15 protein-coding genes are annotated in these 16879 nt (G+C 62.5%); 3 read left to right on the plus strand and 12 right to left on the minus strand.

Translation table 11 applies throughout. The features are described 5' to 3' along the window. The first annotated feature begins 143 nt into the window (after positions 1-143). Together UP09_RS19020 and UP09_RS19025 are read left to right on the plus strand one after the other, a co-directional pair. Entirely contained in the window at positions 144-1457 is a 1314-nt protein-coding gene (locus tag UP09_RS19020; protein ID WP_245302060.1) for a glycosyltransferase family 4 protein, read from the plus strand. Positions 1458-1472: 15 nt separating this feature from the next. Next, a complete protein-coding gene (locus tag UP09_RS19025; RefSeq protein ID WP_044539794.1) occupies positions 1473-3038 on the plus strand; it encodes a glucosamine inositolphosphorylceramide transferase family protein in 1566 nt (521 codons plus the stop codon). Between the two features lie 35 nt (positions 3039-3073). Here the strand turns inward: UP09_RS19025 and UP09_RS19030 are convergent, their stop codons facing one another. The 10 genes from UP09_RS19030 to UP09_RS19075 all read right to left on the minus strand — a co-directional run bounded on the left by UP09_RS19030 (position 3074) and on the right by UP09_RS19075 (position 13506). After that, positions 3074-3775: an SDR family NAD(P)-dependent oxidoreductase gene (locus UP09_RS19030; protein WP_044539795.1), complete on the minus strand. Its 702-nt coding sequence runs from the start codon at positions 3773-3775 to the stop codon at positions 3074-3076. A gap of 38 nt (positions 3776-3813) precedes the next feature. Then, a complete protein-coding gene (locus UP09_RS19035; RefSeq protein ID WP_044539796.1) occupies positions 3814-4620 on the minus strand; it encodes a glutathione S-transferase family protein in 807 nt (268 codons plus the stop codon). 27 nt (positions 4621-4647) lie between these two features. Next, positions 4648-5808, minus strand: coding sequence for an iron-containing alcohol dehydrogenase (locus tag UP09_RS19040; RefSeq protein WP_044539797.1), 1161 nt, complete (start codon positions 5806-5808; stop codon positions 4648-4650). A gap of 82 nt (positions 5809-5890) precedes the next feature. Next, on the minus strand, positions 5891-6901 hold the full coding sequence (locus tag UP09_RS19045) for an NAD(P)H-dependent flavin oxidoreductase (RefSeq protein ID WP_044539798.1): 1011 nt from the start codon (positions 6899-6901) through the stop codon (positions 5891-5893). A gap of 21 nt (positions 6902-6922) precedes the next feature. Continuing rightward, positions 6923-8110 (minus strand): acetyl-CoA C-acyltransferase, encoded by a 1188-nt coding sequence (locus UP09_RS19050; RefSeq protein ID WP_044539799.1) that lies wholly within the window; start codon positions 8108-8110, stop codon positions 6923-6925. 15 nt (positions 8111-8125) lie between these two features. After that, positions 8126-9256: an acyl-CoA dehydrogenase family protein gene (locus UP09_RS19055; protein ID WP_044539800.1), complete on the minus strand. Its 1131-nt coding sequence runs from the start codon at positions 9254-9256 to the stop codon at positions 8126-8128. A 23-nt stretch (positions 9257-9279) separates the two neighbouring features. After that, entirely contained in the window at positions 9280-10461 is a 1182-nt protein-coding gene (locus tag UP09_RS19060; RefSeq protein WP_044539801.1) for an acyl-CoA dehydrogenase family protein, read from the minus strand. Between the two features lie 12 nt (positions 10462-10473). After that, positions 10474-11211: an SDR family oxidoreductase gene (locus UP09_RS19065; RefSeq protein WP_044539802.1), complete on the minus strand. Its 738-nt coding sequence runs from the start codon at positions 11209-11211 to the stop codon at positions 10474-10476. Positions 11212-11261: 50 nt separating this feature from the next. Beyond that, the gene (locus UP09_RS19070) at positions 11262-12812 is read right to left on the minus strand and encodes a class I adenylate-forming enzyme family protein (RefSeq protein WP_044539803.1); all 1551 of its coding nucleotides are present in this window, start codon (positions 12810-12812) and stop codon (positions 11262-11264) included. 55 nt (positions 12813-12867) lie between these two features. Continuing rightward, positions 12868-13506: a 2-hydroxychromene-2-carboxylate isomerase gene (locus UP09_RS19075; RefSeq protein WP_044539804.1), complete on the minus strand. Its 639-nt coding sequence runs from the start codon at positions 13504-13506 to the stop codon at positions 12868-12870. 195 nt (positions 13507-13701) lie between these two features. Here UP09_RS19075 and UP09_RS19080 point away from each other — a divergent pair, with 195 nt between their 5' ends. Continuing rightward, a complete protein-coding gene (locus UP09_RS19080; protein WP_044539805.1) occupies positions 13702-14196 on the plus strand; it encodes a winged helix-turn-helix transcriptional regulator in 495 nt (164 codons plus the stop codon). A 43-nt stretch (positions 14197-14239) separates the two neighbouring features. Here the strand turns inward: UP09_RS19080 and UP09_RS19085 are convergent, their stop codons facing one another. Both UP09_RS19085 and UP09_RS19090 read right to left on the minus strand, forming a co-directional pair. After that, the gene (locus UP09_RS19085) at positions 14240-15337 is read right to left on the minus strand and encodes an ABC transporter ATP-binding protein (RefSeq protein ID WP_044539806.1); all 1098 of its coding nucleotides are present in this window, start codon (positions 15335-15337) and stop codon (positions 14240-14242) included. An 82-nt stretch (positions 15338-15419) separates the two neighbouring features. Then, positions 15420-16859, minus strand: a complete 1440-nt coding sequence (locus UP09_RS19090; RefSeq protein WP_197082702.1) for an extracellular solute-binding protein — start codon at positions 16857-16859, stop codon at positions 15420-15422. Between the last annotated feature and the right edge of the window lie 20 nt (positions 16860-16879).

Raw genomic sequence — 16879 nt, forward strand, 5'->3', positions numbered from 1 at the left:
GTGCCTGCTCCAGCGTAAATATCTATGGTTAATTGGCAGTTACCCTCTCTTTGCAGGGCCGTAACCAATTAGTTAACGAGCCGCCTGTACCCTGTTCATGAGACAATGACTTTCGTCGTCCAAGAAACGTCCGGTTGCACTAAATGGGCAGTAACCTCAACACGCACCACGCGATGTACGAGCGCTCCTCGCGTGATAAGTACAAGCGCAAAAATGAAGGACACGAATCCCCTCCTTCAGCGGGTGAGGAATCCGTGCTCCGTTACACGCTAGCCACAGAATCTCACGCGGCACGGCTCCCGTCGTCGACGGCGCCACAGGACCGGCCGAACCAGATCAAGCCTAAACTGCGCGTCATCCTGGTGCAGACCCAGGCAGAGAACGCCGGCGCTCAGGAGATATCAAGGTTGCTCGGCGCCGGCCTGACCGCGCGCGGCTATGACGTCTCCAATCTGTTCTTCTTCCGCAAGTCGGACTCTTTCGACGAGCCACCCAATACGTTTTATTGCGCGCCAAGCCGTCCAGGAAGTCCGTTGGCACTGCTGCGGATGCTGCGAAAGCTCGCCGGCCATTTGGGAAACTTCAGACCCGATGTCGTCCTGACGTTTCAGCATTTCGGCAATGTCATCGGTGGCGGTGTGTCTCGCTTCGTCAGTCCCGCCCCTGTTATCGCCAACCAGGTGTCTTCGGCGATGTCCATGAGTTGGCCGGTCCGTGCCGCCGACATTATCATGGGCAGCCTCGGCTTCTTCAAATGCATCACGTTGAATTCGCAGGCCATGGAGCGCGAATATGCGCGGTATCCAGCGCCTTATCGATCGCGAATGAAGCATGTCCCGCACGGGTTCGACGACAAATCGCACAGCCTGCCGAAGGAGATTGCGCGGCAACAGTTCGAGCTGCCGCCGGATCGCGTACTGCTCGGTTGCGCGGCAAGATTGCACCCCCACAAGCGGCTTGATGCGGCGATCCGTCTGTTGGTCCGCGATCCGTTGTGGCACCTCGCGCTCGCCGGACAGGGGGCGGACGAGGAACGGCTAAGGCACCTCGCAGATGAGCTGAAAGTATCCGACAGATTGCACTTCATCGGCGAGATTCCACCGCGGCGGATGGCGGACTTTCTGGCCTGCCTGGACGTGTTCGTGTTCCCCTCGCAGGCCGAAACCTTCGGTCTTGCCGCCGTCGAAGCCGCAAGCGCGGGCGTTCCTTGCGTCGTGACCGATCTCCCGGTTCTGCGGGAGGTATTGTCATTCGAAGGAAAGCCCACCGCTCTCTTCGTCGATGCCTCGGATGATGCCGAACTGTCAGCCGCGGTATCCAGAATCCTGACGGATACGACCCTGGCCGACGAGCTGCGACAAAGCGCCAGAGGTCTGAGGTCGCGCTATTCGGTAGATACCATGGTGGAGGAATACGTCCACATCCTCAGCGAGGCCGCGCAGGCGAGCGGGCGTTAAACAGATGGGCCGGACATGATCATCGAGTTTCGCTGCGAACGTGAGCCTGCCCGGCTCTGGATGTGCCGCGAGACGCTGCCCGTCAACGGCAAGGATGTTCCGATTCGAATCACGTGGATCCCGACGGCGGAGCCTCGGCCTGCGGGCCTGGAGGCGCTGTTCGAACTTGAACGGATGGTGCTGCGCCACGGCCAAAGCGGCGGTGCCGACCGGCTGAAGGACATCCCGGAGCACTCACAGGCTCCCGCAGGCGCCGCCGACGTGATCGTCGATTTTACGCGCGCCGAACGAAATACGGACTGTTCCGCCCGGCTCTATCTCCGTCCGCTGTTCAACGGGGCGGCAGGAGAAAACGCCGCGCTCGCGGCCATTCGCGCCGGTGACTTGCCGGTTGTCGAAATCGTCAATGAGCTCGACGGTACGGTCATCGACCGCGGTCATCCGTCCGGAGAGATTGCAACCGGCCTGAGCGGTGCGCTCGAAGCGGTCATGACGCGAACCCTGACCATGCTGACCGCAATTCTGTCGGGAGCACCAAGGATACTACCGCAGCTGACGCCGGCGGCCAGCGGCGGCACCGCGCGAGGTTCCGCCGCATATGTCGCGCACGGCCTGGCCGCTTCGATCGCGAAGGAAATCTATCGCCTCTGCTGCTACGCGCCGCATTGGCACGTCGGATGGCGCTACAGCGAAACCGCAGATGTCTGGCGGACCGGTGATTTATCCGGGCCGGACTGGAAAGTGCTGAGAGATCCCGGATACCGCTTCTACGCCGATCCCTTCCCGGTCAAATGGCAGGGAAGAACCTTCGTCTTCTTTGAAGAGCTCGACCACCGGGTCGGCAAGGGCATCATTTCCGCAGTCGAATTCGACTGCAACGGGCCGGTTGGAAACGTCCAACCCGTGCTGGAGGAGCCCTGGCATCTGTCCTACCCATTTCTGATCGAAGACAATGGCGAACTCTGGATGATCCCGGAGAGCACTGCGCAGCGGGACGTCGCCATCTACAAATGCATTCGGTTTCCAGACAAATGGGAGCGTCACTGCACGCTGTTCTCGGGGTTCGAACTCGCCGACGTGACCATCACGCAGCACAACGGCCTATACTATCTGTTCGGAGCCTGGCGTGACGGGACCGGCGGTTATTCCGATACATTGGCGATATTTTACGCCGAGAATCTATTCGGCCCCTGGCTGCCCCACGCGAGCAATCCGGTACTGATCGATCGCGCAAGTGCACGGCCGGCCGGCAACTTCGTGACCATCAATGGAAAGCTGTGGCGGCCTGTCCAGGACTGCTCCAACGGATATGGCGCGGCACTCGGACTTGCGGAAGTTCTCGAACTGTCTCCGACGACGTTCAGGCAAGTCGTTCGACACCTGCTCAAGCCTGGGCCGGCGTGGACCGGACGGAAACTGCACACGCTCAACCGCTGCGGCCAGCTCGAGGTGATCGACGGGTCGCGGGTTCAGCCGAAGACCACGCCCTTTCTGAGCGGACTTCTGTCGACACCTCGGTCGTCCCAGTGGGAATGGCATAGCGCAGCGGCGGCAAAGCCGGTCGCGAGACGCGTCCAATAGCGCGTTCTGCAGCTTCACCAGCGAGAACGCTGCGACTACCAGTTCTCTCCGAACGGTCGCAGCTCGACATTGAATGACCAGGCGCTGCGTTCCTGATGAACGACGTGCCAGATCTCGTTCGCGATCGCCTTCGGCTTGATGAAGAAGTCGTCCGGCCGCTCCGGCCACCGCTTCCGCGTCCATTCCAGATCGATCACGGCATCTATGACGACATAGGCGACGTGAACGCCTTGCGGCCCCAGGTCGCGCGCCATCGCTTCCGCCAGGATCCGTTGCGCCGCCTTGGTCGGCGCAAATCCGGCGAAGCCGGCCTTGCCGCGCAGCGCCGACGTGTTGCCGGTCGCAACGATGACACCCTTGCCTGCGCTCGCCATCGCCGGTGCAAATCGCCGGGCCAGGTGCAACAGCCCCATCGTGTTGACCTGGAAGTTGCGATTAAGCATCGCAGGATCGATCTCCCGGAACGTGCCGAATCCGCCGCCGACAGCATTGTGAATCACGACGCCGGGGCTGCCGAGATCGCGCTCGACGGCGGACGCGACCGTCTCGATTTGCGCGGCGTCAGACACATCGCATCGATAGCCCTTGGCGTTCGGCAGCTCCTTTTCGAGCGCGGCCAGCCGCTCCTCGTTTCTGGCGAGCATGGCGACGCGATAACCGCCCTCGGAAAATCTTCTCGCGAGTGCCGAGCCCGTGCCGGGTCCGACACCAGTGATCAGGCAAACCTGCGCGCTCATGCGATCAATCTTCCGGGTTGAGAGGGCTGTCCTGACGATCAGGCGGCCGCCTTTGACAACAATTTCTCGATATATGGCTTGAGGTCTGGCTTGAAATGTTCGTGCGCGACCAGCCGGGAAAAATGGGCGAACATCAGCGGATAATCGTTCTCAATGCCGGCGTGCAAGATCTTGTCCAGGCCGCGTTCCTTCAGCTGCGCGGCCCGCGCATGCTCGTTCATGAACAGAGCTAGCTCTGCCGCAAAGCAGATGTCGGCGAGCGAGAGCTGGTCTCCCACCAGCACCTCGCGCCGCGGCGACAGCGCCTGCTCCAGTCCCGAGGCATAGATCGCGAAGGCCTGCTTGGCCCGGGCGTGAATCGCCGCGTCGACCGAACCGTCCGAGAGCGCGAGCAGGTAGATCTGCGAATCCCGCGCAAACACCAGGCTGACATCCAGGAAGCTATCGATGCGGGACGCCTCGTAGGCGTCACGTCCGTAAAGCCGATATGCCGCCTCGCCCAGCCGCGCCACCGCACGCATGATGCTGTTCGACTCGAAGATCCCGATGGTTCCATCCGGTCCGAACGCGGCGGGCACGTTGCCGAACGGCTGCGCTTCAAGAAAGGCATCGGTCTTGAAGAGTTGTGCGCCGGTCAATCCGACGCGCCCGGTCCGCGCGAGGCCCGACAGCGATTGACGCTCCCCTTCGGCGAGCGGGCGCGCGTCGTAATCCCACAACCAGTCCCGCAATTCCTTGCCGGAGGCGCCTCTGACCTCGACGTCTACGCCGCAGAACCGGGCAGCGATGGTCGCCTTCCACACGCGCGGATTCGGCAGATAAGCGAATATGCGCAAGTCAGCCATCGTGGAACACTCCGGATACGGCGCGCCTCAAGCGGCCAGCTTGAGAATCTTGACGATGTCGCCAGATTCACGGATCGGCTGCGGGTTGGCCCGCGTAAAGATCGACAACATTGCGTTTTTGCCGATCAGTTCAAAGCGGTCCTCGGCAACGCCGACGTCGGCGAGCCGTCGCGGCAGACCGAGCTCCGCGATGAACGCGGCGAACGCCTCGCTGGCGTCGCGCTCCGGTGCACCGAGCGCGGCGGCGATCGATTTTTGGGCGGCTTCGGTGGCGGGGCGGTTGTAGCGAAGCACGCTCGGCATCATCACGGCCGTACAGAAATAATGCGGCACGTCGCAAGTGCCGCCGAGCACATGGCCGATGGCGTGGCTCGCGCCCATCGGTACCCGCGACTGCAATCCGAAGGCCGACAGCCAGGAACCCAACTGGCAATTCAACCGTGCCGCCTCATCGTCAGGATTGTCCCTGGTGCGCAGCAGGCCGTCATGCAGGTAGCGCAATCCCTGCTGACATACCGCATCGACCAGCACGTTGGGACGGCTGGAGCAGATCGCCTCGATGCCGTGATCCATCGCGCGCGTACCGGAGCCCAGCCAGAGTTTCTCCGGCGTATATCTGGTGATCGCAGGATCGAGGATGATACTGCGCGGCATCATCATCGGGTGATTGAAAATCTGCTTCAGCTTGCGGCTGGTGTCGGTGACCAGCGCACCGGAATTATACTCGCCGCCGGAAAGCGTACTCGGGATGGCGATCATCCGCACCTTTGGCGTCCGGAATTGCCCGAAGCGGCGCTCCAGCGTGGTCTCGAAGCCATCGAGCCCCGCCGATTCAAAGATCTCGTGCTCCATGCACATCAACACGATTTTTGCTGCATCGACCACCGAGCCGCCGCCGATGGCGACCACCAGATCGGCCTTGGCTTCCTTCGCCTGCCTTGCAATCTGGGTCACCACGTTCCGGGTCGTGTGCTGCGGCACGCCATCGAAGGTCACGGCATGGCGCTCGCCGAGCGCCTTGCGGATCTTTTCGACCTCATCGGTTGTTGTGTTCAGCGTGCGGCTGGCGATCAAATAGACGCGTTTGGCGCCCAGCCGTTCGGCCTCCTCGCGCAGCGCGTCGGCCGCCGGCTTGCCGTAGATCACGGATTCCATGGTGGGGTATTGATGGCTGCCCGCGATGCCCATGCGCTTCACTCCCTCGATGTGCCCTTGAATGATCCAGCCAATCGCGCCGGCGGTTTGGAAAAGTTCGATGGCGCACTCTCCGTCAGGCGACCGCGCGGGCCGGTTTGGTCTCGAAGGTGCCGTCGAGGAAGCCGGTCAGCCGCTGCCGGATGATCTGCTCGGCCTCCGCCATGATGCGGTCGACCAGTTCCTTGACCGTCGGGATATCGTGGATCAGGCCGACCACCATGCCGCAGCTCCACGCGCCGGCATCCATCTCGCCGTCCAGCATCACCTTGGGGTAGACCCCGGCGACCTGATCGAGGATGTCCTCGATCTTCAAGGTGGCGCCCTTCTCCCGCTCGATCTCGAGCAGCTGGTCGACGCCCTTGTTCTTCAGAACGCGCTCAGTGTTGCGCAGCGCGCGCATCACCAAACGAGTGTCAAGCTCGTTCGCATCGACCAGCGCCTGCTTCACATTGGGATGAACCGGCGCTTCCTTTGTGGCAATGAAGCGGGTGCCCATGTTCATGCCCGCCGCGCCCATCGCGAGTGCTGCGACCAGACTGCGCGCATCCGCCATGCCCCCGGAGGCCACGAACGGGATCTTCAACTCGTCCGCCGCGCGCGGCAGCAGGATCATGTTCGGGATATCGTCCTCGCCGGGATGGCCGCCGCATTCGAAGCCGTCGACGCTGACCGCATCGCAGCCGATCCTTTCGGCCTTCAGCGAATGCCGCACGGAGGTGCATTTGTGAATCACCTTGATGCCGGCCGCCTTCAGCGCCGGCATATACTGCTCCGGGCTGCGGCCCGCGGTCTCGACGGCCTTGACGCCGCCCTCCTTGATGGCCGCGATGTACTCGGGATAGGGCGGCGCGGTAAAGCTCGGCAGGAAGGTGAGATTCACACCGAACGGCTTGTCGGTCATGTCGCGGCACCGCGCGATCTCCTTCGCCAGCAGTTCGGGCGTCTTCTGCGTCAGTCCGGTGATGATGCCGAGTCCACCGGCGTTTGATACCGCCGCCGCGAGTTCGGCGAAGCCGACATAATGCATGCCGCCCTGGATGATCGGATGCTGGATGCCGAACAGTTCAGTGATCGCTGTCTTCACGAGTCTCTCCTGCGTTTCCGATCAATGGACGATTTCGAACAGGCCCGCCGCGCCCATGCCGCCACCGATGCACATGGTCACCACGCCGTATTTTGCCTTGCGCCGCCGGCCCTCGATCAGGAGGTGGCCGGTCAGCCGCGCGCCGGTCATGCCGTAGGGATGGCCGATCGCGATCGAGCCACCATTGACGTTCAGCCTGTCGGGATCGATGCCGAGCTTGTCACGGCAATAGATCACCTGCACCGCGTAGGCTTCATTGAGCTCCCAGAGATCGATGTCGTCAATCCGCAGGTTGTGGCGCTTCAGGAGCCGCGGGATCGCGGCGACCGGGCCGACACCCATCTCGTCCGGCTCGACACCGGCGGCGACGAAGCCGCGGAAGATGCCGAGCGGCTTCAGGCCCTTTTGCGCGGCGATCTTCTCGCTCATGATCACGCAGGCCGAGGCGCCGTCCGAGAGCTGGCTGGCGTTGCCGGCGCTGATCGTCTTGCCCTCGAACACCGGCTTGATCTTCGCAAGTCCCTCAGCCGTGGTGTCGGGACGTGGACCTTCGTCCTTGGTCAGCGTCACCTGCTGATAGCTGACCTCTTTGGTATCCTTGTCGAGCACGGCCATTTTGGTCGCGAACGGCACGATCTCGTCATTGAAGCGACCGCCTTGCAACGCGGCACCGACGCGGCGCTGGCACTCCAGGCTGTATTCGTCCTGCTTGTCGCGGCCGATCTTGTAGCGTTCGGCGACGATTTCGGCCGTCTCCAGCATCGAGATGTACATCTCCGGCTTCATCGCCATCAATTCATCGTCGACGGCATGGAACCTGTTCATGTGCTCGTTTTGAACCAGGCTGATCGACTCGATCCCGCCACCGATCGCGATCTCGACACCGTCATGCATCACCGAGCGCGCGGCGACCGCGATCGCCTGCAGGCCGGAGGCGCATTGCCGGTCGATGGTGGTTCCGGCGACTGTGACCGGCAGTCCGGCGCGGATCGCGCCCTTGCGCGCGACGTTCATCACCATGGTGCCCTGCTGCATCGCGCAGCCCATCACCACGTCCTCGACCTCGCCAGGCGCGATGCCGGCGCGCTTGACCGCCTCGGCCATGACGTGGCCGGCCAGGGTCGGGCCGTCAGTGTTGTTGAGCGCGCCGCGATAGGCCTTGCCGACGCCGGTGCGCGCGGTGGATACGATGACTGCTTCGGTTGTCATGCTGGCCTCTCTGCCTTAAGCGGCGGTATCGAGCTGCGCAAAACGCAGCACGTGGTAGGCGGGATCGCCGAACTGGATGTTGATGGAGGAAATTCGCTTGAAGTAGTGGCCGACATTGAGCTCGTCGGTCATGCCCATGCCGCCATGAAGCTGCACGGCCTGGTCGGCCACGAACTTGCCGGCATAGCCGATCCTGGACTTGGCGCCGGAAGCAAGCCGGGAGACGCCGGCCTCGGTCGACTCAAGACTGAGGCTCAGATGCTGCATCAAGGACAGCGCCTCCTGATGGGCGATGAACATGTCGACCATCCGGTGCTGCAGCACCTGGAAGCTGCCGATCGTGGTGCCGAACTGCTTTCGCGTCTTGGAATATTCCAGCGTCGCCGCGTTCAATTCACCCATCGCACCGACCGCTTCGGCGCAGAGCGCACCGATGGCCCGGTCGCGGCAAGATTCGAGCGCACCTACGCCCTCGCCTTCCTTGCCCAAGAGCTGCCCGCGAACCTCGCGCAGGCTGATTTCGGCCGCGCGGCGGCCATCGATCGTCCTGAAGCTTTGCAGATCGAGGTTGGCAGCATGGCAATCGACCACGAACAGGCTGACGCCGCCGCGATCGTGGCGATGGCCCGAGGTGCGGGCGGAGACGATCAGATAATCCGACCACGGTGCTGATATCACCGCTGTCTTCTCGCCGGTGAGGATATAGTCGTTGCCGTCCCGACGCGCGGTGGTGGTGACCGTGGCGGGATCGAAGCGCGAGCCTTTTTCTGTCCAGGCCAGCGCCCAGAGCTTCGTTCCGGCGACGATGTCAGGGATGAAGGACTGCTTCTGCTGGTCGGAGCCTGCCTGCTCGATCAGGCCGCCGGCAACGACCACCGTTTCCACGAATGGCTCGACGACGAGATGGCGGCCGAATTCCTGCATGATGATCATGGTCGACAGCGGACCGCCGCCGAGCCCGCCGACGGCTTCAGTGAACGGTGCGGCAAGCAGGCCCAACTCGGCGAAGGCTGCCCATTGCTTGCGGCTAAAACCCTCTTCGCTCGCGACGATCTTGCGGCGCGCATCAAAATCATACCGATCGCGCAGCAGCCGCTGGACGCTGGATCGCAACAATTCCTGCTCTTCCGTGAACTGGATATCCATCCGATCCTCTCGTGCCGCGCGTGCTAGAGACCAAGCACCGCTTTGGCGATGATGTTGCGCTGGATCTCGTTCGAGCCGCCATAGATCGAGAGCTTGCGCGAATTCAGGTATTTTTCCGACGCCGTGTGGCCGTAGTCAGGGCCCGGCATGAAATGGTTGGCGCTGACGGGATGCTCGCGGATCGCGAGCCCATAATTGCCGATCGCGCGATGGGTCAGCTCGGTGATATCCTGGAATATCTCGGTGCCGCGGATCTTGAACAGCGACGCTGCCGGCCCCGGATCGATGCCGCGGGCCATCTGGGCGACGACGCGAAGCTCGGTCGCTTCCAGCGCCAGCACGTCGAGCTCGACACGGGCGATATCCCTGATGAACTCCAGATGTGCCGGATCGTCCTCCAGGATCTCCGCCTTCACGATTGTCTTCAACCGCGCAATGTACCGCGTGGAGCGGCCGATTCCGGCCATGCTGGTGCGCTCATTGCCGAGCAGGAATTTCGCGTAAGTCCAGCCCTTGTTCTCCTCGCCGATCAGGTTCTCGACGGGCACGCGGACGTCCTCGAAGAAGACGTCGTTGACCTCGTGGGAACCGTCGATCGTGATGATCGGGCGCACGGTGACGCCGGGCGATTTCATGTCGATCAGCAGGAAGGAGATGCCAGACTGCGGCTTGACCGCCGGATCGGTCCGGACCAGGCAGAAGATCCAGTCGGCATGCTGCGCCAGCGTGGTCCAGGTCTTGTGACCGTTGACGATATAGTGATCGCCATCGCGCACCGCCTTGGTGCGAACGGTGGCGAGATCGGAGCCGGAGCCGGGCTCGGAATAGCCCTGGCACCACCAATCTTCGCCGGACAGGATCCGCGGCAAGAACGTCTTCCTCTGCACGTCGTTGCCAAACGTGTAGATGACGGGGCCGACCATGGTGACGCTGAACGCCAGAGGCGGTAGCGTGCCGGCGCGCGTCGTCTCCTGCTCGAAGATGAAGCGGCGGGTGATCGACCAGCCGGGCCCGCCATACTCCTTCGGCCACAGCGGCGCGATCCAGCCCTTCCTGGCGAGGATGCGATGCCAGAGCAGCATCTGCGCCTTGGAGAGGTCGGTCTCCGGATTGGGGACGCGCATCTCCGCCGGATAGTTGTCCTTGATGAAGGCACGGACCTCGTCGCGAAACGCCGCATCTTCAGGGGAAAGCGCGAGCTCCATCGGACCAGCTCCCTACCACTTCTCGCCGAAGGGCCGGATTTCCAACTCGAACGTCCAGGCGCTCTTCGGCTGCTGGTAGAGTTGCCAGTAGGACGAGGCGACCGAGGCCGGCGGCATCAGCAAGTCCGGATTGTCGAGCGCATCCGGGCCAAGCGCCTCGATGCGGCGCTGCCGCACCCATTCGGTGTCGACGCCGGAATCAATAATAAGGTGCGCGACATGGATGTTCTTCGGTCCAAGTTCGCGCGCCATTGCCTGCGCCACAGCGCGAAGCCCGAACTTCGCGCTGGCAAAGGCGGCATAGCCGCTGCCGCCGCGCAAGGATGCGGTGGCGCCTGTGAAGAAGATGTTGCCGCCACCGCGCGGCAGCATCAGCCGTGTCGCCTCGCGCCCGGCCAGGAAGCCGGAATAGCAGGCCATCTCCCAGACCTTGCGGAACACGCGCTCCGTGGTCTCGAGGATCGGGAAGTTGACGTTGGCGCCGATGTTGAAGATGCACACTTCAAGCGGCGCGTGCTTGTCGGCGTCGTTAAGGAAGGCGGTGATCTCCTCTTCCTTGCGCGCATCGAGCGAGCGGGCGTGGATTTCACCGCCGACCGCCTCGATGTCCTTGACCAGCGGCGCGAGCTTGTCGCCGTTGCGGCGGCCGGCAAATACCGTAAAGCCTTCGGAGGCGAACTTCTTGGCGATCTCGCCGCCGATGAAATCGCCGGCACCAATGACGGCGACCGTCTTGTTTCTCTTCTGCATGGTGTTCTCCGGCCTTTGCTTGAGTGAACCGTTCTGCGGACGATGCGTCACTATTGAGTGCGCAGCGACTCCGCCAGCTTGTGCTTCAGGAGCTTGCCCGTCGATGTCGCGGGCAGAGCGTCCATGAGGATAATCTCTGACGGACGCTTGTACGAGGTGAGTTGCGGGGTAACATGGGCCATCAGGTCCTGCGCGGTCGCGGTCGATCCCTTGATCAGCTGCACGAAGGCGACGACCTCCTCATTGCCCACGACCGGACGTCCGACCACGGCGCATTGCACCACGGCATCATGCGTGCTCAGCACCGCCTCGATCTCGGCGGGATAGACATTGAATCCGGAGCGGATGATCATTTCCTTGGTCCGCCCGACGATATAGAGGGCGTCATCCTCGAAACGGGCCAGATCGCCGGTGTTGAACCATCCGTCAGGATCGATCGCCTTCGCGGTCAAGTCGGGGGCGCGGTAATAGCCGAGCATCACGTTCGGGCCACGAACATGAAGCTCGCCGACCTCGCCGTCACCAACCGGTTTGCCGTCGTGGCCGACCAGCTTAGCTTCAAGACCCGGCATGACCGACCCGACCGCATGGTCGGCTCTCGGCGCGTCGGGCCGGACCCCGGAGATTCCCGGCGAACATTCGGTGATGCCATAGCCATTGAGCAGCGGCAGGCCGAGCTCCTCCTCGACCCGCGACTTGAGCTCGAGGTCGAGCGGCGCGCCGGCCACCGAGATGACACGAAGCCTGCCGCGATCGAACTTCGGCAGGCCGGCGTTGCGCCGGTATTCGAGCAGCCGCTGATAGGTCGCAGGCACCCCATTGAGAATGGTGATGCCCTCGTCCGCCATCGCCTTTACGAGAGCGGCCGGATCATATTTCGCGACCAGGCGCACTGTGGCGCCGACCATCAGCGTCATCGTGAGCAGCGAGATGCCGACAATGTGCGAGACCGGCAACACGCAATACTGCACATCATCCGGGGTCATCTTGCGAAACTCGGCAGTCCCCCGAGCGCTGAACAACAGATTGCGGTGGGTCAGCATCACGCCTTTCGGCGTCCCCGTGGTGCCCGACGTATAGATGAGAACGACGACCTGTTTGGCGCTGTCGGCCTCGACCGGCTCCGCCAAGGTATCCTCGTTCTGTGCCGTGACGCCGATGCCGTGGAGCGGCCCGACATCCTGCACGGTCGCGCCATAGCGGGCGGTATGAGCGGCTGCCTCCGGCGAGACATCAGCAGTCAGGAACACGCGGCGAGCGCCGCTGTGATCCTTGATCTGATCGACCTCGCGCGGCGACAACCGCGGATTGACCACAATCGCCCAGACGTCCAGCCGGCTTGCCGCCAGCAACAGACAAGCGAGCGGAATGGAGTTCTCGCTCACGATCACCATGCGATCCCCGGCGCGGATACTCAACGCCTGGAGCGCCTCGGCAACGCGGCCGACCGTTCGATCGAGCTCGCGATAGGTCAGGCTCGTCTTGTCGTCGATCAGCGCCAGGTGATCCGGCGTCGCCTCGACATGCCGACCCATCACCTCGTGGAGGCGGCTCGGTAAGCCTTCAACACTTCCTTCGGTCACCTGCGTCGACGCCTGCACTGAAACCTCCCTGTGGCAGCCCTTGGGGCTTGATTATTTCTTGAGAATCTCCCGATCAGGCAGTCTTGCGCCGCCCGGCAGCAAGCTGTGCGACGATCTCTTCCTCGACCTCACGCACGCGGTCTTTGCCGAAGAATATCTCATCGCCGACATAGAACGTCGGCGATCCGAACGAGCCTCGGGACACCGCATTGCCTGTGTTTTCGATCAGCTTCTTCTTCACCTCATCCTGCTGCGCGCGGGCGATGATGCGGTCGATATCGAGTCCGGAGGACAGGAACGCATCGCGAAACACCTGCGGATCGTCCATCTTCTTGGGCTCGACCCACATATGATGATAGGCGGCGCGGAAATAGGACTCGAACAGCCCCTCGAATTGCGCAGCGACAACGCCCCGCATCAGCGTCAGCGTGTTGACCGGGAAGAACGGGTTCGACTTGAATTTCGTGATGTTGTGGCGGCGCAGGAAGCGCTCGGTCTCGAGCGCGTTGTATTCGGGCTTGTTCCTGATCCCGCGCAAGGATTCGGCGGGCGAAAGATTGCCGGTCGCCTTGTAGACGCCGCCGAGCAGCACCGGAACGTAGTCGAACTTGACGCCAGTGCGCTGTTCGATCTCCGGCAGCACGAGTTCGGCGAGATAGGCGTTGGGACTACCGAAATCGAAGTGGAATTCGACCTTGAGCGGAGCAGCCATGGAACGCCCTTCCCTTCGATTGTCGGCGGCCGTTTGCCGCCGGGTTGATCGTGGTCGAGACCATAAGTTCTATTTTAGAACTGTCAATATGATATTTATCATCCAATGGCTTTGCCAATGGCACCCTGTTGAAACATTGTGAGTTCTGATTTAGAATTATATCCGGATTGTCGTCGCAGACCGCTGGAGACGTTGATGAAATGGGATGCTCTCGAGGAGGAGCCGTGCTCGGTGGCCCGCACCGTCGCGGTGATTGGTGACCGCTGGAGCCTCTTGATCCTGCGCGAATGCTTCCTTCGCATTCGCAGATTCGACGAATTCCAGGCGTCGCTTGGGATCACCCGCCATCTGCTCGCCGACCGGCTGAAGAAGCTGGTGCGCTTCGGCGTGCTGCGCAAGATTCCCTATCAGGAAGCGCCGAAGCGCTACGAATATATCCTGACGCAGAAGGGCCTTGATCTCTATCCGATCATCATGTCGATCGTGCACTGGGGCAACATCCACATGGTCGACTCGCGTGGCCGGCCGATGCTCCATGAACACAAGAACTGCAAGAAGATGTTCGACCCCGTCATGGTCTGCTCGGAATGCGGCGAGCCGCTGTCGGCCAAGGCCGTCCACGTGCATCTGGGTCCGGGCGCGCGACAATCCTCGCCGGTGCATGCGAAGGCGCAAGCGCGGGCCAAATGATTCAGCGCCGGTAGGCCAGACGTCGGGATAACCGGCCTAGAAATCAGGCGGCGCGGATGGCCTGTCCTGACGCACGGTCGAACAGATGCGCGCGCTCGAGATCGAGGCTCACGTCAAAGGGTAGATCCGGTTGCGCAGCAACGCCGACCGGCATCTGCGCGGTGAACGGAAAGCCGCCGACGCTGCCGATCACCAGCGTATGCGGGCCGAGCGGCTCGACGTCCTTTACGATCATGCGGACGGAGCTGCCCGCAGGCGCGCCCTGGTGCAGGACATGATCCGGCCGCATACCAAGCACCACCGGTTTGCCGACGCAGCCTGCATAGATGGCCTCGCGCGACTTCGGCAACGTCAACACCGCGCCCGATGGTTCGGTGAAGACCAACGCGCCGTCGCGGGCGGCAATCTCGCCATGGATGAAATTCATGCTGGGCGCGCCAATGAAGCCCGCGACGAAGAGATTGCTGGGCTTCTCGTAGATCGTGATCGGATCGGCCGCCTGCTCGATCCGGCCGCGGTTCATCACCACAACGCGGTCGGCCATGGTCATGGCCTCGACCTGATCGTGCGTCACATAAACGATCGTCTTGGCGAGCCGGCGATGCAACGCTTTGATCTCGGTACGCATCTCGATCCGGAGCTTGGCGTCTAGATTGGACAACGGCTCGTCGAAAAGGAAAACGTCAGGACTGCGCACGATGGCACGGCCGATCGCCACACGCTGGCGCTGACCGCCCGACAGCTGCTTGGGGCGGCGTTCCAGATATGGCTCGAGGTCGAGAATCTTCGCCACGTCCTTGACGGCCTTCTCGATCGTGGCGCGCGATTCACCTCGCACCTTCATGCCATAGCCGATGTTTTCGCCGACCGTCATATGCGGATAAAGCGCGTAGTTCTGGAACACCATCGCGCAATTGCGCAGGCCCGGCCGCAGCTCCGTCACGTCGCGGTCGCCGATCCGGATCGTCCCGCTGCTGACGCCCTCCAGTCCGGCGATCATCCGCAACGTCGTCGTCTTGCCGCAGCCGGACGGGCCGACAAGCACGACGAACTCTTCGTCGGCCACGTTGAGATCGAGCCCCTCGATGATCTTGTAGGGCCCGTATGCCTTGCTGACGTTCTCGATCTCGACGTGCGCCATAAAATCCCGTTCCGTCCCTGGCCAGAGGCCATCAAGCACCGGATGACGCTCCCGCGTCATCCGGTGAGTCTTCGATAATATGCTAGTTCTTGGCCGGCAGGCCCATCGCCGCGCGATAGGCGGCGAGCTGCTTGGCACGGCCGAACTCGTCGGTCAGCCGGTTCCACTCCTTCGCCACCGCATCGAGCGCCGCCTGCGGCGTGGTCTGGCCGGCAACCGCCTTGCCGAGCTCGATCTCCACGACCTCGGTGTAGGAAAAATAGCCGGGCAGACGCATGTCGAGCGCGACGTTCTTGGCATTGATGGAGTCGGCCTGTGCGCCAAGATATTCCTTGGCCTCTTGAGGCGTGAATATCTTGCTCCACAGCTCAAGATTTTCGGTGTGCGATTTGCGGTAGGGATTGACGCCGCTGCCGCCGGTGATCGCCGCCTGGCCGGAGACTTCCGGACTGGTCAGGGTCTTGACGAAGTCCCAGGCCGCCTGCTGGTTCTTGCCGGCTTTCGGCACGGCAACCTGCCAGCCGCCGAACGCCATGAACGGGCCCGGCAGGACGGACGGGAATTTGTCCCATGTCTTGGTCTTCGCATTCCAGATCGCATCCGAACCGGGCAGCATCGCCGAGCCGACCTTGCCCGAGATCTTCGACTGCTTGGGATCGGCTGCGATGACACCGGTGTCGCCCCAGCCGATCGACTCCGCAACCTGGCCGCCAGCTACGGCTGCGTTCACTTCGCCGAACGAGAAGTTCAGCGCATTGGGCGGTCCGAGCTTCGATGCCCGGATGTATTCTTCCAATCCCTTCACCCAGCCCGGATTGTTGATCTGGGCGTCCATCGTCTCGGGGTCGAAGAACATCGCGCCCGGATAGTTCGGGTTGTTGGTATAGGCCGCTGCATGGCTGAAGAAGAACCAGAACTGCTGGCCGCCGCGACGGAAGGCTTCCGCCGTTCCCCACAGTCCCTTGTCCGGACGCTGGAAGAACTCGGCGATGTCGAGATACTGTTTCCAGGTCTTCGGCGGTGCGAGGTCGTAGCCATATTTGGCCTTGAAGGCGTCCTTCTCCTTGGGATCGTTGAACAGGTCCATGCGGTAGGTGTAGGTGTGGACGTCGCCGTCCATCGACTGCGAATAGATCTTGCCTTCCCACACCATCAGGCGTTCGCGATAAGCGGGCTCGATATCGTCCCAATCCTTGCCGGACTGCATCTCCTTCGGCATTTCGCTGAGATAGGGCACGAAATCCGGCAGCCAGGCCGGCGCGAAGCTGACCAGATCGAACGTCGCATCGGACTGCGTGAGCGACGTCGCGATCTTCGGATAGAGTTCCGACCAGGGAAATTCGACGACGTTGACCTTGCCGCAGGTCTTCTTCGTCCATTCGTCGGCGCCGAGCTTGAGCGCGGATGCAATATACGGCCCGGTCTGCGACGCCACCGTGAGCGTGACGCCGGTATAGTCCGGACTGCAGGCAGCGTTGGCCTGGCTCGCGGCACAGGCTGTCGCGAGCGAGGTGGCAAGCATCAGGAACGTTCGTCGCAGCA

Source organism: Bradyrhizobium sp. LTSP885 (assembly GCF_000938305.1).
Lineage (GTDB): Bacteria > Pseudomonadota > Alphaproteobacteria > Rhizobiales > Xanthobacteraceae > Bradyrhizobium.